The sequence below is a fragment of the Comamonas testosteroni genome (genome assembly GCF_014076415.1).
GTDB classification, from domain to species: Bacteria; Pseudomonadota; Gammaproteobacteria; order Burkholderiales; family Burkholderiaceae_C; genus Comamonas; species Comamonas testosteroni_F.
In genome coordinates this window covers 1,530,831-1,551,433 of sequence record NZ_CP043568.1, presented here as the reverse complement: position 1 = coordinate 1,551,433, position 20,603 = coordinate 1,530,831, and the positions used below count along the sequence as shown (strand labels likewise).

Below are 20,603 nucleotides of genomic sequence, written 5' to 3'. Positions count from 1 at the left end.
GATACATCAAGCGCTGCACGCCATGTTTTCATGGCCGGTGTGACCTTGGCCGGCAGCATTCACTCCCCTGGCTACGGCCCCGAAACCGGATGCGCAGGTAGCTCTGGGCTGCATCCTCTATTGCAGCGTGGCTCCATCCAGCGCCAGCCTGACACGCATCAAGGCATGCCGAAGTTTTTCGAGCGGCACCGAACCCAAGGCCAGCCGCAGTGCTTGCGGCACTTGCACGCCAGTGGCAAAGGGTTCGGCCGTTGACACGGAAATTCCTGCCGTCTGCAGCGCCATCGCGACCTGATCAGCCCTCAGGTCTTCAGGCATGGGGAGCCAGACAAAATACGAACTGGGGTGACGCATACAGGGCAGCCCCTTGAAGACCTGCGTCACCTGTTTCTGACGTATCTGGGCGTCCTCTCGCTTCTGAGCTTCCAGCCTGGCAACAGTCCCGTCTCTCAGCCAGCTCACAACCATGGCGGTCATGACGCCGGGGGTGTTCCAGGTCGTTGCGCGTATAGCTCGTTCTATCCGAGATATCCAGGTTGCCGGCGCAGCCACAAAGCCCACCCGCAACCCCGTGGCGACATTCTTGGAAAAGCCAGAGACATATACCGTTGACTCTGGCAGCAGTGCAGCCATGGGCGGTGGTGCATCCGGAGCAAGAAACGCATACGCGGCATCTTCGATCAGCAACAGGCCATGGCGACGGATCAACGCTGCAAATGCATGACGTCGGTTGATGCTCATCACCCATCCAAGCGGGTTATGGAGAGTCGGCATTGCATAGACCGCGCGCACCTTGCGGCGTTGGCACAGCAGCTCCAGCGCATCGAGGTCCGGCCCCGAACCAGCTGCCGGAATGGCAATCAGTTCAAGCCTCAGCTGTTGCGCCAGCACCTTGAAGCCCGGGTAGCTCAAAGCGTCAACAGCCACTACATCGCCAGCTTGCAGCAATGCCATGGCCGTGCTCGCGAGTCCATGCTGCGCCCCATCCACGATAAGCACCTGTTCGGCAGGAACCGTCAGCCTACGGTTTTCAAGGTATAGGGCGACAGCCGCTCGTTCATGGGCCCGGCCTCCATGCGGCTGATAGCGCAGCAGCGCCTCCAAATCTCCACTGGCGGCAAGTTGACGCAATGCGCAGCGCAACAACTCGGCTTGACCTGGAAGAGCAGGAGCGTTGAAGTTCAGGTCCAGCATGCCTATCGCAGTGGCATGCTGGTCGATACCGAGGCCACGTGGCAGCGCGGTTTCGCGCACAAAAGTTCCTCGCCCCGTCTCGCCGCTGACCAGGCCCATGGCCTGCAGTTCGGCATAGACACGAGTCGCCGTGACCAGGGCCAGTCCTTCCCGGGATGCCAGCTGCCGGTGGGTGGGCAGGCGTGTGCCCGGTGCCAGCCGGCCTTCGCGAATTTCCGAGGCGAGCTGGTCCACCAGCTGCTTGTATCGGGCAATCGGCATATAGAGCCTGTATCCATGACAATTAATTGAGTGTATTGGATCTCATCTCTAGCATGACCATTGATACAAGCTCACATCCGGAACATCCCAATGCATATCGCAATCCTGACTTTCGAAGGCTTTAACGAGCTCGATTCACTCATTTCTCTAGGCATACTCAACCGCATCAAGCGGCCCGGTTGGCGGGTCTCGATTGCCTGCCCGAGCGCACGCGTCAAATCAATGAATGGAGTAGTCATAGAAGCCCAGGCCACTCTGGAGGATGCGAGTGCTGCAGATGCGGTCATCGTGGGCAGTGGAATGCAAACGCGTGAGGTCGCGCGCAATGCCGACCTCATGTCAAGGCTCAGACTGGACCCTGCACGGCAACTGATTGCTGCACAGTGCTCCGGCACGCTGATACTGGCCAAGCTCGGCTTGCTGGATGGCGTGATGGCATGTACCGACCTGACAACCAGGCCCTGGGTTGAAGAGGCTGGCATTCGCGTGCTGGAGCAGCCCTTCTTCGCAAGCGGCAACGTGGCTACCGCTGGAGGCTGCCTGGCAGCTCAATACCTTGCCGCATGGCTTATTGCCCGTGTCGAGGGGATCGAGGCCGCCAGGAGTGCATTGCATTATGTGGCCCCTGTGGGTGAGAAAGATGTCTATATGGCCCGGGCCATCGCCAATATCTCGCCTTACCTGCCTGACTGACTTGCGGCATCAGCTTGATCGCCGTCGGCAGCAACCTCTTTGAAGCGCCCTGAAGACCTCAGGCGACTCGAATGCGGCCGGTCGCCGATTCCGGTAAGGCCTCCAGGCCCGGACTCTTTGCAAATTCCGGATTGTTCGCTTGCACAAAATCCCTGATGCCCCCAACTCGAGAACATCCAGGCAGTCAAAACGATCCTCATTCTGACTACTGCCAAGCAGCAGCAGGCATGGCTGCAGCACGGCTCTGGCAACGGCTCACGCCGCCTTCCAGCCCTGCAGCATCAGTTCCAGCGCCTGCAAGGCCTCGTTCAGGCGCTCGGGCGGAGCGCCCTCCTCGGCAATCCAGAAAGCCGCTTCGATCAGGCAGCCATTGAGCAACCTTGCCAGCGCCGCTGCGCTGGCATTCACGATGATGCCCTGGTCGATGAGCTGCTGCACAAAGCCGGCAATAAAAGCAATGCATTGCTGGTGCTGCTGCCCCTGATCGGTGCCGGTGAGCACGGAGCGCGCATCCTGCAGCACGATGCGGCGAATTTCAGCCTCCTGCGCCATGGTCAGATAGGCGCGGCAATAGGCCAGAAAACCTTCCCATGGATCGGCATGAGCCCGCAGCACGCGTTCCAGACGCTGGTCCATTTCTTCATCCATCTGCGCCACCACGGCAGCCAGCAGGCCGGGCTTGCCACCAAAGTGGTGATAGAGCGCGCCGCGCGTCAAACCGGCCTGCGCGGTCAGCTCGTCCATGGCCGCCTGGGCATAGCCATGCTGGGCGAAAGCGCTGCGCGCCGCGCTGATCAGCTTGGCCCGCGTGGCTTCGATCATGCTGGCACGACTCTGGCGGACTTGGGTCACTGCGAACTCCCGGCAATATTCACATACAAAGCGTATGCCAATCATACGCGCTCCATCCCAAGCTCCTAGAATGTCACTCGCATACACAATGTATGTAAATGAATCTATGCAAGGGTTTCCATGTTGAATGCTTACCGCAAGCTGTTTACGGCACCGGGCAGCACGGGCTTTGTGCTGGCCGGGCTGCTGGCGCGACTGCCGCTGTCCATGACGGGGATTGGCTTGATCACCATGCTGTCGCAGCAGCGCGGCGCCTACACGCTGGCAGGCATGGTGTCGGCCTGTTTCGCGCTGTCGATTGCCGTTCTGGCACCGCGCATCTCGGCGCTGGTTGACCGTTACGGGCAGTTCAGGGTGCTGCCGTTTGCGGCCGCCAGCAGTGCGTTGTCCATGCTGGCACTGCTGGCCTGTGCCCACTGGCAGGGACCGGACTGGCTGCTGCTGGTACTGGCCGCAGCCGTTGGCAGCCTGCCCAGCATGCCGGCTATGGTTCGCGCCCGCTGGACGGCAATCTACAGTGGAACGCCTCAACTGCAGACCGCATTTGCACTGGAGGGCGTGCTTGACGATCTGGCCTTTATCGTCGGCCCTCCGCTGTCGGTGGGGCTCAGCATGCTGCTGTTCCCCGAGGCCGGCCCGCTGGCAGCAGCTTTGTTCCTCATCATCGGCGTGGGCCTGTTTGTGGTGCAACGCCGCACCGAGCCACCTGTCAGCCCACGCACAGGCTCGGAAAAAGGCGGGGCTTCGTCGATGCTGCGCCAGCCCATAGTGCGAACGCTGGCGCTGTTCATGCTGGCACAAGGCGTCATCGTAGGCGTGATCGATGTGGCCAGCGTGGCCTTTGCCACAGTTCAGGGCCAGCCCGGTATGGCCAGTGTGGTGCTGTCCTTCTATGCGCTGGGCTCCTGTGCCATGGGCTTGCTGTTTGGCACGCTGCGCCTGCAGATGCCGCTCAGCCGCCAGATCGTCTGGGTCGGTGCATCGGTCGCCATCTCCGCCCTGCCCCTGTTGCTGGCCAGCAATCTGACCGCGCTGACTCTGGCCGTGCTGCTGGCAGGCATTACCTTTGGTCCGACGATTACCGTGGCCATGAGTCTGGTGGAGCGGCAGGTACAAGCAAACCGACTGACCGAGGGCATGACCTGGCTGCTGACTGGCCTCGCCAGCGGTGTGGCCCTGGGCGCTGCCGCTGCCGGATGGCTGATCGACCACTGGGGCGCACAGCAATCGTTTGTGCTAACGCTGCTGGCGGGCGGCGCCATGTGGCTATGGGGCGTGCAGGCCGGACGGCAAGCCGACCGTGCATCCGCACCGGGCATGACGGCCATCAACATGTGAGTCAGCCGCCATCGCTTATTCAGCCGTCGGCTGCTGCTCTTCTCAAGAGTCGTCCTGCGTGGGCGCGGCAGCACGCATAGCCAGGCCAGGTTCCCGTGCCAGCGCAATAAAGGCCTGTAGATAGTCGGTATGCAACTCTGCCTCGCGCGCGCCGAGGTAGATTTGCTTGGCGATCCCCTTGCTGCCCAGCTTCACGGGGACAACTGCCATCTTTTCGGCATATTCCAGAGCCAGCCAGCGCGGCAGGGCCGCGACGCCCCGCCCGCTGGCGACCATCTGCATCATGATGTCGGTGGTTTCTATGGTTTTATGGCGCCTGGGGGCAATACCTTTGGGTAGCAAAAACCGGGTATAGATGTCGAGCCGGTCCACAGCCACGGGATAGGTAATCAGCACCTCGCGAGACAGATCGCCGGGCTTGACATGGTCGACCCGGGCCAAGGCGTGATCCGCAGCCACGACCAGCACCTGCTCATAGTCAAAAACAGGCTCAAAGTGCAGACCCGGCTTGAACAACGGATCGGGCGTGACCAGCATGTCGATCTCATAGCCGAACAGCGCACCGATGCCGCCAAACTGGAACTTCTGCTTCACGTCCACATCCACATCGGGCCAGGCGGCCAGATAAGGTGAGACGATTTTCAGCAGCCACTGGTAGCAAGGATGGCATTCCATGCCGATGCGCAAGCTGCCGCGCTCTCCCAAGGCAAATTGCTGCAAACGCGACTCGGCCAGATCCAGCTGAGGCAGCACGCGATTGGCCACCGCCAGCAGGTATTGACCCGCCTGCGTCAGGCGCAGGCTGCGCCCTTCACGCAACCAGACATCGGTGCCGAGTTGGGCCTCCAGCTTTCTCATGCTGTGGCTCAGGGCGGACTGGGTGACGCACAACACATCGGCTGCCGCAGTCAAAGAGCCTTGTTTTTCAACCTCTTGCACGATTGCAAGATGGATACGCTCAATCATCTGTGAACACAATTCATGGATACATGAAAAACGACCATTTTACTTCATGCATTGATTCCAGGAACATCCAGTCCGCTGACCCGAGCCACTCTGGCCATGGGCCAAGGATCACAAGACTGGATTTCTGCATGACGACTATTCACAACCTGGGCTTTCCTCGCATCGGCGCAAAGCGCGAACTGAAGTTCGCGCTGGAGTCCTACTGGAGAGGCGAATCCTCGCGCGATGCGCTCAAGGCGCTGGGCGCCGAGCTGCGCCAACGCCACTGGACCGCGCAGCAAGAGCTGGACTGGGTGCCCGTGGGTGACTTCGCGTTCTACGATCAGGTACTGGACATGAGCTTTACGCTGGGCAATCTGCCCGAACGGGTGCAAGGCTTTGAAGGCGATGCGCTGGACAACTACTTTCGCGTGGCCCGTGGCCGTTCGGCGATCAGGACAGAATCCCACGGCGCCGATCACACCCCTTGCTGCGCTGGCGGCGTCGCCGCGGGCGAGATGACCAAGTGGTTTGACACCAACTACCACTACATCGTGCCCGAGTTCAGATCGACCACCGAATTCAAGCTCGATGCATCGCGCCTGCTGGAACAACTGGCCGAAGCCAGGGCACAAGGCATCAAGGCCAAACCCGTCCTCATCGGCCCCGTCACCTATCTGGCACTGGGCAAAGCCAAGGATGACTCCAACAAGCTGGAATTGCTGCAACGCCTTCTGCCCGTATATGCACAATTGCTCGATACATTGGCTACCCAAGGCGTGGAATGGGTGCAGATGGACGAGCCCATACTCGTCACCGAGCTCGGTGCCGACTGGCAACACGCGTTCAACACCGCATACCACCACCTCAAAAGCAGCAAGATCAAGCTGCTGCTGGCCACTTATTTCGGCCAGTTGGCCGAAAACAAATATCTGGCAGCAAACCTGCCCATAGCCGGCCTGCACATCGATGCCATCAACGGCCAGGACGATGTGCAGCAGCTGCTGGGGCTGCTGCCCGCGCACAAGGTGCTGTCGCTGGGCGTGATCAACGGCCGCAATATCTGGAAAACCGATCTCGCTGCCGTGCTGGACTGGGTGGAGCCGCTGGCCGAGCGCCTAGGCGAGCGTCTCTGGATTGCGCCATCGTGCTCCTTGCTGCATGTACCCGTGGATCTGAACAGCGAACAAAAGCTGGATGCCGACATCAAATCCTGGCTGGCCTATGCTCTGCAGAAACTGGATGAGCTACGCGTGCTGGGCAAGGCTTTGCGCGATGGCCGAGATGCTGTCGCAGCCGAGCTGGCCGACAACGCAGCCGCTCTGGCCACGCGCCGCACTTCGCCTCGCGTCCACAACTCCGTGGTGCAAGCAGCAGTCAAGCAGATCAGCTCCCAGTGGGGCCAACGCCAGAGCAGCTACGAGGTGCGCGCCCCCAAGCAAGCCCGGCTGCTGAAGCTGCCAGCCTTCCCGACCACCACCATTGGCTCTTTTCCCCAGACGACAGAGATACGCCAGGCGCGCAGCGAATTCAAGGCCGGTCGCCTGGATTTCGCCCGCTACCAAGGCGCCATGCGCGCCGAGATCGAACGCTGCGTGCAAGCGCAGGAAGCCCTGGGATTGGACGTGCTGGTGCATGGCGAGGCCGAGCGCAACGACATGGTGGAATACTTTGGAGAACAACTCGACGGCTACGCCTTCAGCCAGTTCGGCTGGGTGCAGTCCTACGGCTCACGCTGCGTCAAGCCACCCATTCTGTTCGGCGACATCAGCCGCTCCAAGGCGATGACGACGGAATGGATCCAGTACGCCCAGTCCTTGACCCGCAAACCCATGAAAGGCATGCTGACAGGCCCGGTCACCATCCTGAACTGGTCATTCGTGCGCGACGACCAGCCGCGCGCCACATCCTGCTATCAGCTGGCTCTGGCGATTCGCGCGGAAGTGCTGGATCTGGAAAGAGCCGGCGTGCGCGTGATCCAGATCGACGAGGCTGCATTGCGCGAGGGCTTGCCATTGCGCAAATCACAATGGAAGGAATATCTGCACTGGGCCGTGGAGTCCTTCCGCATCAGCGCCAATGGCGTTGTCGATGAAACCCAGATTCACACCCATATGTGCTATTCGGAGTTCAACGACATCATTGCTTCGATTGCAGCCATGGATGCCGATGTGATCACCATAGAGACTTCGCGCTCGAACATGGAGTTGCTGGAGGCCTTCGAGCACTTCGATTACCCCAATGGGATCGGTCCGGGCGTCTATGACATCCACTCTCCCAATATTCCCACCAAGGCATGCATCGTGGAGCTCATGCAAAAAGCCGCAAAACGCATTCCCACGGAACGCCTTTGGGTCAACCCTGACTGCGGCCTCAAGACACGCCAGTGGGCAGAAGTGATTCCTGCTCTGCGGCACATGGTGGAGGCCGCCAGAACATTGCGCCACTCTGTCAAAGTAGCCGAATCCGTCTAAAAGACAGCGCTCCAGCCTTCTCCTAGTTGCCCAGGCATGCCCTGGGCTTTTTCATACCGAAATGCACGGCAGCAGTTGAATCGGGTGACGCAGATTCGGCGTCCAGCCTGCAAGGCAGGCTGGTACACAGAGCCTTTTTTGCATCAAGCGGACAAAGCAAAAAGCCCTGCAGACTTTCATCTGCAGGGCTTTTGCCACAAGTTTGGAGGCGCGAACCAGAGTCGAACTGGTCTAACCGGATTTGCAATCCGGGGCATAACCGCTTTGCTATCGCGCCGCTATCACAAAAACCTGGAGCGGGAAAACGGGTTCGAACCGTCGACCTATACCTTGGCAAGGTATCGCTCTACCAACTGAGCTATTCCCGCATTCAAAAAGCTTTCGCTTTCTGATGCGAACCTGTATTGCTACAGGCTCTGAAAACCTGGAGCGGGAAAACGGGTTCGAACCGTCGACCTATACCTTGGCAAGGTATCGCTCTACCAACTGAGCTATTCCCGCATTCAAAAAGCTTTTGCTTTCTGATGCGAACCTGTATTGCTACAGGCTCTGAAAAACCTGGAGCGGGAAAACGGGTTCGAACCGTCGACCTATACCTTGGCAAGGTATCGCTCTACCAACTGAGCTATTCCCGCATATCTACCGGAGCCCAACATTGTACAACGTTGTTTGCTGCGATGGATGAATTGTAGCGCAGTTCTGAGCCCTCCCAGAAAAAACGCCACAATTTTCACAAAACAAGCATCAATGCTTGATGGCTGCCTCTACCGGCTTGACATCGGCGGACGCCACGGTGGCTACAGCTTCCTCAGTCAAAGGATCCGGCACACGCTCCAGGGCCACCTTAAGAACCTGATCGATCCACTTCACAGGAACGATTTCCAGACCACTCTTCACATTATCGGGAATGTCCTGCAAATCCTTGGCATTCTCTTCAGGAATGAGCACGGTCTTGATGCCACCGCGCAGAGCAGCCAGCAGCTTTTCCTTGAGGCCGCCGATTGCCGTGACTTCGCCGCGCAAGGTGATTTCACCGGTCATGGCCACATCAGCCCGCACGGGAATGCCTGTGAGAGCCGAGACAAAAGCTGTCGTCATCGCAGCCCCGGCGCTGGGGCCATCCTTGGGTGTAGCGCCGTCAGGCACGTGCACATGGATGTCCTTTTTCTCGAAGGCTTCATCCTTGATACCAAGCAAACGAGCTCGGCTACGCACCACGGTGCGAGCAGCTTCGACCGACTCCTTCATCACATCGCCCAGAGAACCTGTGCGCGTAATGACGCCCTTGCCTGGCATGGTGGCGGCTTCGATGGTCAGCAGATCGCCGCCGACTTCGGTCCAGGCCAGACCCACAACCTGCCCCACCTGATTGGCATGCTCGGCACGGCCATAGCTGAACTTGCGCACGCCCAGATATTCATTGAGGTTGTCGGCATTCACCTCCACCTTGGGCTGAAGCTTGCCAAGTTGCAAGCCCTTGACCACCTTGCGGCAAATCTTGGACAGCTCGCGTTCAAGCGAACGCACGCCCGCTTCGCGGGTGTAGTAGCGCACGATGTCACGAATCGCGGCTTCGGTCACTTCCAGCTCGCCGTCCTTCACGCCGTTGTTGGTGATCTGCTTGGGCAGCAGATAGCGGATGGCAATATTGGTTTTTTCGTCTTCTGTGTAGCCCGACAGGCGAATCACCTCCATGCGATCCAGCAAGGCCGAAGGGATGTTCATGGAGTTGGAGGTCGCCACAAACATCACGTCGGACAGGTCGAAGTCGACCTCCACGTAGTGGTCACCAAACTTGTTGTTCTGTTCGGGGTCCAGCACTTCCAGCAGCGCGCTCGAAGGATCGCCACGGAAGTCCATGCCCAGCTTGTCGATTTCGTCCAGCAGGAACAGAGGATTGCGCGTTCCAACCTTCTCCAGGCTCTGCAGCACCTTGCCGGGCATGGCGCCGATATAGGTACGGCGGTGACCGCGAATTTCCGCCTCGTCTCGCATGCCGCCCAGCGCCATGCGCACGTACTTGCGACCTGTGGCCTTGGCAATGGACTGCCCCAGCGAGGTCTTGCCCACGCCGGGAGGACCCACCAGGCACAGAATGGGCGCCTTGACCTTGTCCACACGCTGCTGCACGGCAAGATACTCGAGAATGCGGTCCTTGACCTTTTCCAGGCCGAAGTGATCTTCGTTCAGCACTTCCTCGGCATTCGCCAGATTGTGCTTGATCTTGGTCTTCTTGCTCCAGGGCAGTCCAGTCAGCACTTCGATGTAGTTGCGCACCACCGAAGCTTCAGCCGACATGGGCGACATCAGCTTGAGCTTCTTGAGCTCGGCCTCAGCCTTTTTGCGAGCATCGGCAGGCATCTTGGCGAGCTTGATCTTTTTCTCGATCTCCTCGATGTCGGCACCGTCCTCACCCTCGCCCAGCTCCTTCTGGATGGCCTTGACCTGCTCATTCAGATAGAAGTCGCGCTGATTTTTCTCCATCTGGCGCTTGACGCGGCCACGGATGCGCTTGTCGACGTTGAGGATGTCAACCTCGCGCTCGAGTTGCTCGAACAGGTTTTCCAGACGCTCCTTGATGTCCACCAGATCCAGTACCGCCTGCTTGCTCTCGAGCTTGAGAGGCAGGTGGGCCGCAATGGTGTCCGTCAGACGACCGGCATCGTCGATGCTGGCGATCGAAGTCAGGATTTCCTGAGGAATTTTCTTGTTGAGTTTGACGTACTGATCAAACTGCTGGGTCACGGCACGCCGCAAAGCTTCGATTTCGCTTTGCTCATGGGCATCGCCTTCGGGCTCCACGGGCGTCACAGATGCCGTGAAGTGAGACTCTTCGTCGGCAACCTGCTTGACCAGCGCGCGCTGCTGGCCTTCCACCAGCACCTTCACGGTGCCGTCGGGCAGCTTGAGCATCTGCAAGATGGTGGAGACACAGCCCACATCAAACATGTCTTCCGCTGCAGGCTCGTCCTTGGAGGCCGTCTTCTGCGCCACCAGCATGATGCGGCGGTCGCCTTCCATGGCCAGCTCCAGAGCCTTGATGCTCTTGGCACGCCCCACGAACAGTGGAATCACCATATGCGGAAACACCACCACATCGCGCAGCGGCAGCAGTGGCAGGTCCAGCTCGGTAGAAGGCAAAGGGGTTTGTCCAGACATAGGTATCCTCGGTTTCTCAGCGGAAGATGGTCCGCTTACCGGTGTATTTCAACCCCTGGGGGCAAATTGTTTTTGCCGCCTCAGGGGCATTGCCTTTCAGCCGCAGGCGACAAAGCGAGCCCATTGGAGGGCCCACCTTGCACGCAAGCACAGTATCAGGCCTTTTTGGCCGCTTCGCGGTAAACCAGCAGCGGCTCCTTGCCGTCTTCAATGGTGGCTTCTTCCACCACTACCTTTTCCACATTCTCGGCGGTCGGCAACTCGAACATGGTGCTGATCAGAGCCTGCTCGACGATGGAGCGCAGACCGCGCGCACCGGTCTTGCGAGCCAGGGCCTTGCGGGCGATCGCCTTCAGGGCCGCGGGACGGATCTCCAACTCCACACCCTCCATGGCCAGCAGCTTGCTGTACTGCTTGACCAGCGCATTCTTGGGCTCGGTCAGGATCTGCACCAGAGCATCTTCGCTGAGCTCGGCCAGCGCCGTCACCACGGGCATACGACCCACCAACTCGGGGATGATGCCGAACTTGATCAGATCTTCAGGCTCGATCTCGAGGAACATCTCCGAGATGGAGCGCTGCTTCTTGCTCTTGACGGTAGCGCCAAAGCCTATGCCTGAAGCTTCGGTGCGATTCTCGATGACTTTTTCCAGTCCTGCGAACGCACCACTGCAGATGAACAGGATATTGGTGGTGTCGATCTGCAGAAAGTCCTGATTCGGATGCTTGCGCCCGCCCTGTGGCGGAATGCTGGCCATCGTGCCTTCGATCAGCTTGAGCAGAGCCTGCTGCACGCCCTCGCCCGAGACGTCACGCGTGATGCTGGGGTTGTCAGACTTCCGGGAGATCTTGTCGATTTCGTCAATATAGACAATACCGCGCTGAGCACGCTCAACATCGTACTCGCAGCTTTGCAGCAGCTTCTGAATGATGTTCTCGACGTCCTCGCCCACATAGCCAGCCTCGGTCAGCGTGGTGGCATCGGCCATCACGAAGGGCACGTTGAGCTGACGAGCCAGCGTCTGGGCCAGCAAGGTCTTGCCCGAACCCGTGGGACCGATCAGCAAGATATTGCTCTTGCTGAGCTCCACATCGTCCTTGCCGGCCTTGTCCTTGTGGTTCAGACGCTTGTAGTGGTTGTAGACCGCCACGGCCAGCGTGCGCTTGGCCTGCTCCTGACCGATCACATAATTGTCGAGATTGGCCTTGATTTCGGCGGGCGTCGGCAGATCGCCGCGACCTTCCTTGGCGTCGGCGGCAGGCTGTTCGTCGCGAATGATCTCATTGCACAAGTCGATGCACTCGTCGCAGATGAACACGGACGGGCCGGCGATCAGCTTTTTGACCTCGTGCTGGCTTTTGCCGCAGAAGGTGCAATACAAATTCTTTTCGGTGGAAGAGCCTTTTTTATCGGCCATGGGGGCTGTGCCTCGTTACGAAAAAACGAAAATTAATGATAACCAAAGACAAGGCGGCGTAGGCCATCAGGGACAAACGCCGCCGAGCAAGTCCCGGGAGCCAGTCAGCAGCTCCCAGGTTTTTCATTGCCAGCACCTGCAAGCCCAATCAGACACGGGGCTCGGTGCTATGCATTTCAGGAACGCTTGCTGATTACCTGGTCAACCAGGCCGTATTCCTTAGCCTCATCGGCGGAAAGGAAATAGTCACGCTCGGTGTCGTTCTGAATCTTTTCCAGGGGTTGGCCGGTACGCTCGGCAAGTATTTTGTTCAGACGCTCGCGGGTCTTGATGATTTCGCGGGCATGAATTTCGATTTCGGTCGCCTGACCACGTGCACCGCCCAGAGGCTGGTGAATCATGACCTGAGCATTGGGCAGTGCATAGCGCTTGCCCTTGGCTCCGGCCGACAGCAGGAAAGCACCCATGCTCGCAGCCATGCCGGTGCACAGCGTCGAGACATCGGGCTTGATGAAGTTCATGGTGTCAAAAATCGCCATGCCTGCCGTCACGCTGCCGCCGGGGGAGTTGATATAGAAGGAAATGTCCTTGTCAGGATTTTCGCTTTCCAGGAACAACAGCTGGGCTACCACCAGGTTGGCAGTCTGATCGTTAACCTCGCCCACCAGGAAAATCACGCGTTCCTTGAGCAGACGCGAATAAATGTCATAGGAGCGCTCACCGCGGCCCGACTGTTCAATGACCATGGGCACCATGCCCAAACCCAATGTATCCAATGCGCTCATGTTTTCTCCAGTGCTATGCGCCTACTGTAGCCGCATTCTGAAAAGAAAATGGGGCTTGCGCGCAAAAGCACAAGCCCCGCAATTCAAGTTATCGGAACTTGCCTAGGGCAAGCACCGATAAAAGATCCAGCCCTTAGGCTTGACCCATCAATTCGTCGAAGGAAACGGCCTTGTCGGTCACCTTGGCCTTGCCCAGCACGAACTCGGTCACGTTGTTTTCGATCACAACGGCTTCCACTTCGGCCAGACGGTTGCGGTCGCCGAAGTACCAGCGCACCACGTCTTCGGGCTTCTCGTAGCTGGATGCCAGCTCTTCCACATGAGCCTTGATCTGCTCGGCAGTAGCTTGGAGGTTGTTGGTCTTGACCAGCTCGGCCACCACCAAGCCCAGGCGCACGCGACGCTCGGCTTGGGGCAGGAAGATGTCTTCAGGGATTTCAGCCTTGGCTGCGTCCTTGATGCCGCGCTGTTCCAGCTCGGCGCGCGCGCCTTCCAGCAGGCGACCCACTTCAGCTTGCACGGAAGCCTTGGGCAGATCCAGCTCGGCCACGGACACCAGGGCGTCCATCACGGCTTGCTTGTTACGACCTTGAACGCGGAACTTCACTTCGCGCTCCAAGTTCTTCTTGATGTCGTCGCGCAGGGCTTCAACAGAGCCGCCGTCCACACCCAGAGTCTTCACGAACTCTTCGTTCACTTCGGGCAGGTTGGGGGCTTCCACCTTCTTGACGGTCACCAGGAAGTCGGCAGTCTTGCCGGCCACGTCAGCGCCGTGGTAGTCAGCGGGGAAAGCCAGGGGGAAAGTCTTGGACTCGCCAGCCTTCATGCCGCGGGTTGCGTCTTCGAATTCCTTGAGCATCTGGCCTTCACCGACCAGGAACTGGAAGTCTTCAGCCTTGCCGCCGGAGAAAGTCTCGCCATCGATCTTGCCTTCGAAGTCCACGGTCACGCGGTCGCCGTCCACGGCTGCTTCACCGGCAGCGCGCTCGGTGAAGGTGCGGCGCTGCTTGCGCAGGATGTCCACGGTCTTGTCGATGGCCGCGTCGTCCACGCTGGTGGACAGCTTTTCCACTTCGGCTGCAGTCAGATCGCCGATCTTGACTTCGGGCATGACTTCAAACACGGCATCGAATTGTGCTTCGCCTTCGGGAGCGCCTTCCTTCTCGGTGATCTTGGGCTGACCGGCAACACGCAGGTCAGCTTCGTTCACGGCAGCGGCAAAAGCCTCGCCCACCTTGTCGTTCAGCACTTCGTATTGCACGGAGTAGCCATAACGCTGAGCCACAACGCTCATGGGCACCTTGCCAGGACGGAAGCCGTCCATCTTCACGGTGCGCGCCACCTTCTTCAGGCGAGCATCAACTTCAGACTGGATCGCAGACAGGGGCACGCTCAGCGTGATCTTGCGCTCGAGCTTTTCAAGAGTTTCAACGTTAACGGCCATGATTTTTCCTAAGAGGGATGAGGACCGTGCAGATTGCCAGGCAACCTGCACCGTATTGCGCAAAGTCACAGTGCGCGCACACCCAACGACATGCGGCACCACAAATTTCCAGAGCCTGCCCCGGTCATTTGCCCCAGCGTCTGGCGCCAGGCATTTGTTCAAATCAGGAACAGGCGAAGCCGACCATTATAACGAGGCGCTGCGCAGGCTCCGCCATCGCCCTACAGGGGTTTGCCTTAAAAGCTGACGCCGCGCCTGCAAAGCAGGGGCAGGAAAAGAAAAAGCCCGTAACTGCTTGGGGTTACGGGCTTGAGGCAGCAGGGACTGCCAATGTCTGGTGCGCGGAGCCGGACTCGAACCGGCACGGTGTTGCCACCGTCAGGACCTAAACCTGGTGCGTCTACCAATTTCGCCACCCGCGCGGTCAGCAATGCGCAAATCTACGCTTACTGAGGTCAAGACGCAGATTCTAGCCGCAAAACCGGCAGTCTTTCGCACAATGCAGCCTCAGGCCATGTCCTTTCTGATGCGGAATGCAGCTGCATACATGGCAGGCAGTGCCAGCAGGGTCAGCACGGTCGCCACAATCAGACCGCCCATGATGGCCACAGCCATGGGGCCCCAGAACACACTGCGCGACAGCGGGATCATGGCCAGTACGGCAGCTGCTGCGGTCAGCACGATGGGACGCAGCCTATGCACGGCCGCCTCCACAATCGCATCCCAGGCCGGCACGCCGCGGGCACGCCCGCTTTCGATCTGATCGATCAGGATGACCGAATTGCGCTGAATCATGCCCATCAAGGCCACGACGCCCAGCAGCGCCACAAAGCCGAAGGGACGATTCAGCAACAGCAAGGCCGCCGCCACACCGGGGATGCCCAGGGGGCCGGTGATGAACACCAGCAGCGAACGGCTGACGCTGCGCAGCTGCAACATGAGCAATGTGAAAGTCAGAAACAGCAGCACCGGGATACCCGCCACGATGGCGCCGGAGCCCTTGGAGCTTTCCTCCACGGCACCGGCCACTTCGATGCGATAGCCGGTGTCACCAGCCGCATGCCAGCCGGCTTCCATCTTGCGCAGCTGCGGCAACAGCTCGTTGGTCAGGGTGGCGCCCTGCAGGCCTTCGCGCACATCGCCTTGAACGGTAATCGCGAAGTTGCGCTTCTCGCGCCACATCACGCCCGGCTCCCAGACCATGACGGGCTTGGCAATCTGCGTGAGCGGAATGGACTGCCCGTTTGCCGTGGTGACATAGACACCCGCGATATCGGTAATCGCATCGCGGTCCTGCTTGGGCGGGCGCATCACGATATCGATCAGCTTGTCGCCTTCACGGAACTGCCCCACGGTGGTGCCGCTGAAGTTCATGCCCGTGGCTTCGGCGATCGACTGGCTGGTCACACCCAGGGCACGCGCCTTGTCCTGATCGACCTGCAGGCGGATGACCTTGACGGACTCGTTCCAGTTGTCGTTCACGCCACGCATATCGGCATTGGCCTGCATGAGCGTCTTGACTTCATCGGCGTAGGTGCGCAGCTTGGCGGGGTCCGAGCCCATGACACGGAACTGCACCGGATATTGCACGGGAGGCCCGTTGGGCAGCAGCTTGGAGCGCGCCCGCACCTCGGGGAATTCCTCGGCCATCAGCGCCGGCAACTGTTTGCGGATTTCCTCGCGTGCCTTCAGGTCTTTGGCCACCAGAATGAACTGGGAGACGTTGTTCTGTGGAAATACCTGGTCCAGCGGCAGATAAAAGCGCGGTGCACCGGAGCCTATCCATTCGCTGACGGACTCCACGCCGTCGAGCTGCAAAAAGCGCTTTTCCACGCGCAGCGTCACTTCCTTGTTGGCCTGCAGGGAAGTGCCCTCGGGGAACCATATATCGACCAGCACTTCGGGCCTGCTGGAATCGGGGAAGAACTGCTGCTGCACCTTGCCCATGCCCGCCAGGCCCAGCACGAACACCAGCACCGTCGCGCCAATCGTCAGCCAGCGGTGCTGCACGCACCAGTTCACCGTACGGCGAAAACGGTTGTAGAACGGCGTGTCAAACAGCTCATGCTCACCAGCATTGGTGTTGATGCCTGCTTCTTCGGCCGACACCTCACCGGACGCCACTTCGGGCGGCAGCTTGGCGGCATGCGGCGGCTTCTTGAGCAGCAGCAGGCCCAGATAGGGCACGAAGTACACCGAGGCAAACCAACTGAGCACCAGCGCAATCACCGTCACCGCGAAGATGGCAAAGGTGTACTCGCCCGTCATGGACTTGGCCATGCCGATGGGCAGGAAGCCCGCGGCCGTGATCAACGTGCCGGTCAACATGGGCTTGGAGGTGATTTCATAGGCAAAGGTGGCGGCACGGTACTTGTCGTAGCCCTCCTCCATCTTGCGCACCATCATCTCCACGGCAATGATGGCGTCGTCCACCAGCAGGCCCAGCGCAATGATGAGCGAGCCCAGCGACACCTTGTGCAGGCCGATATTCCAGTACCACATGGCCAGGAAGGTCGCGGCCAGCACCAGCGGAATGGTGATGCCCACCACCAGTCCGGGGCGCGGGTCGATATACCAGCGCTTCCACAGCGGATGCTGCCCCGGGCGCCTGTGCAGGCCCAGGCTCAGAAAGCTCACGGCCAACACCACGACCACGGCCTCGATCAGCACCTGGAGAAACTCGCTGACCGAATCCGCCACCGCCTTGGGCTGGTTCTGCATATTGCTCAGCGTCACGCCCACGGGCAGGCTTTTGGCGATGCGCTCCGTGGCCTGCGTCAGCGCCTTGCCCAGGGCAATGATGTCGCCGCCCTTGACCATGGACACCCCCAATGCCACCGTAGGCTCGCCCTGGAAGCGCACCATGACATTGGCCGGATCGGCATAGCCGCGATGCACCTCGGCGATATCGCCCAGCCTGAACTGCGCCCCGCCCTGGCCAATGATGGGCATGGCACGCAATTGCTCCAGGTCGTTGAACTGGCCTTGCACACGCAACACAATGGTTTCGGCAGGCGTCTGCAAGGTACCAGCCGATGCCACGGCATTTTGCTGGTTGAGCTGATCGAGCACCTGCTTGAGGTTCAGCCCCATCTGCGTGGCGCGGTGCGACAGCTCCACATAGACCTTTTCATCCTGCACGCCGAACTGCTCGACCTTGGCCACATCGGGCACCTGCAGCAGTTGCTGACGCACATCGTCGGCTAGGGTCTTGAGCTCGGCATAGCTGAAGCCCTTGGCCTGCAGCGCATAGATCACGCCATAGACATCACCGAAATCGTCGTTGAAAAACGGCCCCTGCACGCCCTGCGGCAGGGTGTAGCGCATATCCCCCACTTTTTTGCGCACCGTATACCAGAGCTGCGGCACCTCCTTGGGGGGCGAGTAGTCCTTGACCTGGAAGATGACCTGCGACTCGCCGGGCTTGGAGTAGCTGCTGATCTTGTCGGCATAAGGTACTTCCTGCAGCGTGCGTTCGATCTTGTCCGTCACCTGCTGAGCAACCTGCTCGGCCGTCGCGCCAGGCCAGTAGGTGCGAATGACCATGGCACGGAAGGTGAACGGAGGATCCTCGTCCTGGCCCAGTTGGAAGAAGGCCGTAAAGCCGAGCAGCATCAGCACGACAATGAAATAGCGTGTCAGCGCCACATGATCGAGCGCCCAGCGAGACAAATTGAAATGCGCACCACCGGTCTTTTTCTGTCCAGCGCCGCTCATTTGCCCGCCTCCGCAGCCGCCGCAGGCTGATCCGCACCTGATTCAGGAGCATCCAGCGCTTTACCCACCTGCGTTTTGGGCAGATTTGATGTAGAACCCTGCAGCGGCTTGGCATACTTATCGCGATACACAGTCACCTTCTGCCCAGGGGTCAGCACATGAACACCCGTGGCCACCACCTGCATGCCGGCTTGCAGACCCGAGGCAATCACCGCCTCGTTGCCGTCGGCGCTGGCAATCTGCACCGGCTGCAGCTTCACCGAACTGCTGGCCGCGTCATACAGCCAGACGGCCGTACTCTGACCGTTACCCCCTTCCTGGCGCAAGGCCGTGGTTGGCAGCTTGATGACCTGGCTGCCTATGGCTTCGCGGCTCACCCCCATGCCCTCGGGCATGACATGCACGGTGGCGCCCAGTGCGGGCAGATCCGTGCCCTGCAGGGCGGCCTTGACCACATAGGTGCGTGTGGCCGGGTCGGCACTGGCCGCCACCTCACGCACCTGTGCGTTGATCACGCGCGACTCGTCCGACCAGGGGCGCACCTTCACGCCCTGGCCCGGCCTGATGGCGCTGCGCCGGTCTTCGGGCACGCTGAACACCGCATCGCGTGCGCCATCCTGGGCAATCCGCACCACAGGCGTTCCCGCTGAAACAACCTGACCGGGTTCGGCCTCCACGGCGGTGACCACGCCATCGGCATCGGCCAGCAACTGGGTGTAGTTCTCCTGATTGGACTGGCTGGAGAGCTGGGCACGGGCCTGATCGAGCGAGGCCTGGGCAGCCTTCAGATTGGCCTCGTAGCGCTCCATCTCGGCGGCGCTGATGAAGTTCTGGGCTCGCAGCGTGCGAAAACGCCGGGCATTGGCCTCGGCCAGATCGCGCTGCGTGGTGGCCGAGGCCAGTTGGGCACGCGCGGCATCGGCGCTGAGCTGGTAATCGCGCGCATCCAGTCGCGCCAGCACCTGTCCAGCCTTCACATGCTGGCCCAGCTCCACTTCACGCCTGGTGATCTTGCCCGCCACGCGAAAGCCGAGGCGAGACTCGACACGGGCGCGCACATCGCCCGAGTATTCCTGGGCAGACTCGATCTGCCCCTCACCCACGGTCACCAGCTTGACGGCACGCACCGGCTCGGGCGCAGCCTCCTTTTTGGAACAGGCCGACAACATGGCCGCAGCCGCCACTATGGACAGCGCCAGCAAAGGCGCGGCAGGCCGGTGTGACAAAGACAACATTGCAAAACGACGAGAAGACGAAACAGCCATGGTGTTCTGGGCTTGTAAAAATAGGAAAAGCGCAGCCGCCGGGCAGGCAACTGCACCAAAGTCAGCGCTGATTGTGCACGCACGTGCGCTTTTGCGCCGTCTTTTTATGGGCTGGCGCAAGCCGGCAAGCCAGCCCGGTCCACAATACGGGTGTGAACCATATGCCCCCAGCAAGCCCCGCCGCCAATGCGCCGGCCAGCATCACCCATTACGAAAATTTTCCCGTTGCCTCCTGGCTGTGCCCGCCACGGCTGCGTGCGCCCATCGCCGCCATCTACCACTTTGCGCGCACCGCTGACGACCTGGCCGACGAAGGCGATCACTGCGCAGAGAAGCGCCTGGCACAGTTGCAGCAATATGCCGCCGACCTGCAGCAGCTGGGCAGCGCCGGCGAAGCCGCCATGCTGATGCGAACTTCCTGGCCCCATATCTTTGGCCCGCTGGCAGTTCAGGTTCAGGCACATCGTCTGCCCAAGCCATTGCTGGCCGACCTGCTCAGCGCCTTCGAGCAGGATGTGCGCATGACGGCCGCCCAGGCCCGCTACAGCGACATGGCTCAATTGCTGGACTATTGCCGCCGCTCGGCCAACCCGGTCGGTCGCCTGCTGCTGCATCTGTACGGCGTGGTCAACGCCAAGGCACTGATCCAGAGCGACGCCATCTGCACCGCGCTGCAGCTGATCAACTTCTGGCAGGACCTGAGCCAGGACTTGCCGCGCCAGCGCCATTACCTGCCCGATGCCGACTTGGCCCGCCATGGCATTGTGCGAAGCGCCATCAAGCCGGAAGCAGCGGCATTGACACCTGAGCTGCAATCTCTGCTCGGCGAGCTCAACCGCCAGGCCCGCAGCCTGATGATCCATGGCGCGCAGCTGGTGCATCAGTTGCCCGGCCGCACGGGCTGGGAGCTGCGCCTGGTCGTGCAAGGCGGTCTGCGCATTCTGGACAGACTGGACGCCATGCAGGGCCGCAACCTCTATCAGCGCATCAAGCTGGGCAAGCTCGATATGGTCGCCATGCTCTGGCAAGCCGTGCGCATGTGATCGAACAGATAGCCC

Annotated in this window: 13 protein-coding genes and 5 tRNA genes; 4 read left to right on the top strand and 14 right to left on the bottom strand. The window is 60.3% G+C overall.

Translation table 11 applies throughout. The features are described 5' to 3' along the window. Nucleotides 1–117: 117 nt before the first annotated feature. Complete coding sequence (locus tag F0P97_RS07015; protein ID WP_182286185.1) at nt 118–1,455, bottom strand: PLP-dependent aminotransferase family protein; 1,338 nt, start codon at nt 1,453–1,455, stop codon at nt 118–120. Nucleotides 1,456–1,545: 90 nt separating this feature from the next. On the opposite strand from F0P97_RS07015, the gene F0P97_RS07010 reads away from it, so the two are divergent. After that, nucleotides 1,546–2,148 (top strand): DJ-1/PfpI family protein, encoded by a 603-nt coding sequence (locus tag F0P97_RS07010; protein WP_182286184.1) that lies wholly within the window; start codon nt 1,546–1,548, stop codon nt 2,146–2,148. A gap of 255 nt (nt 2,149–2,403) precedes the next feature. Here F0P97_RS07010 and F0P97_RS07005 read toward each other — a convergent pair whose 3' ends face one another. Continuing rightward, a complete protein-coding gene (locus F0P97_RS07005) occupies nt 2,404–2,970 on the bottom strand; it encodes a TetR/AcrR family transcriptional regulator (protein WP_182287123.1) in 567 nt (188 codons plus the stop codon). A gap of 150 nt (nt 2,971–3,120) precedes the next feature. Here F0P97_RS07005 and F0P97_RS07000 point away from each other — a divergent pair, with 150 nt between their 5' ends. Then, nucleotides 3,121–4,338: an MFS transporter gene (locus F0P97_RS07000; RefSeq protein WP_182286183.1), complete on the top strand. Its 1,218-nt coding sequence runs from the start codon at nt 3,121–3,123 to the stop codon at nt 4,336–4,338. Between the two features lie 42 nt (nt 4,339–4,380). Here the strand turns inward: F0P97_RS07000 and F0P97_RS06995 are convergent, their stop codons facing one another. After that, nucleotides 4,381–5,304 carry a LysR family transcriptional regulator gene (locus tag F0P97_RS06995; RefSeq protein ID WP_182286182.1) on the bottom strand — a complete coding sequence of 308 codons (924 nt, stop codon included), beginning with the start codon at nt 5,302–5,304 and terminating at the stop codon, nt 4,381–4,383. Nucleotides 5,305–5,432: 128 nt separating this feature from the next. On the opposite strand from F0P97_RS06995, the gene metE reads away from it, so the two are divergent. Further along, entirely contained in the window at nt 5,433–7,757 is a 2,325-nt protein-coding gene (gene metE, locus F0P97_RS06990) for a 5-methyltetrahydropteroyltriglutamate--homocysteine S-methyltransferase (RefSeq protein ID WP_182286181.1), read from the top strand. Between the two features lie 203 nt (nt 7,758–7,960). Here metE and F0P97_RS06985 read toward each other — a convergent pair. The 11 genes from F0P97_RS06985 to F0P97_RS06935 form a co-directional block, all read right to left on the bottom strand. Then, nucleotides 7,961–8,034 (bottom strand) — tRNA-Cys (locus tag F0P97_RS06985). A gap of 15 nt (nt 8,035–8,049) precedes the next feature. Beyond that, a tRNA-Gly gene (locus F0P97_RS06980) sits at nt 8,050–8,125 on the bottom strand. Nucleotides 8,126–8,182: 57 nt separating this feature from the next. After that, nucleotides 8,183–8,258: transfer RNA gene (locus F0P97_RS06975), tRNA-Gly, on the bottom strand. Between the two features lie 58 nt (nt 8,259–8,316). After that, nucleotides 8,317–8,392: transfer RNA gene (locus tag F0P97_RS06970), tRNA-Gly, on the bottom strand. 109 nt (nt 8,393–8,501) lie between these two features. Next, nucleotides 8,502–10,916, bottom strand: coding sequence for an endopeptidase La (lon, locus tag F0P97_RS06965; protein WP_182286180.1), 2,415 nt, complete (start codon nt 10,914–10,916; stop codon nt 8,502–8,504). A 155-nt stretch (nt 10,917–11,071) separates the two neighbouring features. Further along, the gene (gene clpX, locus F0P97_RS06960) at nt 11,072–12,334 is read right to left on the bottom strand and encodes an ATP-dependent Clp protease ATP-binding subunit ClpX (protein ID WP_012837449.1); all 1,263 of its coding nucleotides are present in this window, start codon (nt 12,332–12,334) and stop codon (nt 11,072–11,074) included. A 176-nt stretch (nt 12,335–12,510) separates the two neighbouring features. Further along, the gene (gene clpP / locus F0P97_RS06955; protein WP_003068910.1) at nt 12,511–13,119 is read right to left on the bottom strand and encodes an ATP-dependent Clp endopeptidase proteolytic subunit ClpP; all 609 of its coding nucleotides are present in this window, start codon (nt 13,117–13,119) and stop codon (nt 12,511–12,513) included. A 133-nt stretch (nt 13,120–13,252) separates the two neighbouring features. Beyond that, nucleotides 13,253–14,563 carry a trigger factor gene (gene tig, locus F0P97_RS06950; RefSeq protein WP_003068908.1) on the bottom strand — a complete coding sequence of 437 codons (1,311 nt, stop codon included), beginning with the start codon at nt 14,561–14,563 and terminating at the stop codon, nt 13,253–13,255. Nucleotides 14,564–14,898: 335 nt separating this feature from the next. Beyond that, a tRNA-Leu gene (locus tag F0P97_RS06945) sits at nt 14,899–14,985 on the bottom strand. Nucleotides 14,986–15,070: 85 nt separating this feature from the next. Beyond that, nucleotides 15,071–18,280, bottom strand: a complete 3,210-nt coding sequence (locus F0P97_RS06940) for an efflux RND transporter permease subunit (protein WP_182286179.1) — start codon at nt 18,278–18,280, stop codon at nt 15,071–15,073. After that, the gene (locus tag F0P97_RS06935) at nt 18,277–19,515 is read right to left on the bottom strand and encodes an efflux RND transporter periplasmic adaptor subunit (RefSeq protein ID WP_182287122.1); all 1,239 of its coding nucleotides are present in this window, start codon (nt 19,513–19,515) and stop codon (nt 18,277–18,279) included. Before F0P97_RS06935 ends, F0P97_RS06940 begins: the two co-directional genes overlap by 4 nt. Before the next feature lie 191 nt (nt 19,516–19,706). On the opposite strand from F0P97_RS06935, the gene hpnC reads away from it, so the two are divergent. After that, entirely contained in the window at nt 19,707–20,588 is an 882-nt protein-coding gene (gene hpnC, locus F0P97_RS06930; protein ID WP_182286178.1) for a squalene synthase HpnC, read from the top strand. The last annotated feature ends 15 nt before the right edge of the window (nt 20,589–20,603 follow it).

Bases quoted from the DNA above. Each gene is read 5' to 3' on its own strand.
- F0P97_RS07015 (WP_182286185.1), bottom strand. From the start codon at position 1,455: ATGCCGATTGCCCGATACAAGCAGCTGGTGGACCAGCTCGCCTCGGAA.
- F0P97_RS07010 (WP_182286184.1), top strand. From the start codon at position 1,546: ATGCATATCGCAATCCTGACTTTCGAAGGCTTTAACGAGCTCGATTCA.
- F0P97_RS07005 (WP_182287123.1), bottom strand. From the start codon at position 2,970: ATGATCGAAGCCACGCGGGCCAAGCTGATCAGCGCGGCGCGCAGCGCT.
- F0P97_RS07000 (WP_182286183.1), top strand. From the start codon at position 3,121: ATGTTGAATGCTTACCGCAAGCTGTTTACGGCACCGGGCAGCACGGGC.
- F0P97_RS06995 (WP_182286182.1), bottom strand. From the start codon at position 5,304: ATGATTGAGCGTATCCATCTTGCAATCGTGCAAGAGGTTGAAAAACAA.
- metE (WP_182286181.1), top strand. From the start codon at position 5,433: ATGACGACTATTCACAACCTGGGCTTTCCTCGCATCGGCGCAAAGCGC.
- lon (WP_182286180.1), bottom strand. From the start codon at position 10,916: ATGTCTGGACAAACCCCTTTGCCTTCTACCGAGCTGGACCTGCCACTG.
- clpX (WP_012837449.1), bottom strand. From the start codon at position 12,334: ATGGCCGATAAAAAAGGCTCTTCCACCGAAAAGAATTTGTATTGCACC.
- clpP (WP_003068910.1), bottom strand. From the start codon at position 13,119: ATGAGCGCATTGGATACATTGGGTTTGGGCATGGTGCCCATGGTCATT.
- tig (WP_003068908.1), bottom strand. From the start codon at position 14,563: ATGGCCGTTAACGTTGAAACTCTTGAAAAGCTCGAGCGCAAGATCACG.
- F0P97_RS06940 (WP_182286179.1), bottom strand. From the start codon at position 18,280: ATGAGCGGCGCTGGACAGAAAAAGACCGGTGGTGCGCATTTCAATTTG.
- F0P97_RS06935 (WP_182287122.1), bottom strand. From the start codon at position 19,515: ATGTTGTCTTTGTCACACCGGCCTGCCGCGCCTTTGCTGGCGCTGTCC.
- hpnC (WP_182286178.1), top strand. From the start codon at position 19,707: ATGCCCCCAGCAAGCCCCGCCGCCAATGCGCCGGCCAGCATCACCCAT.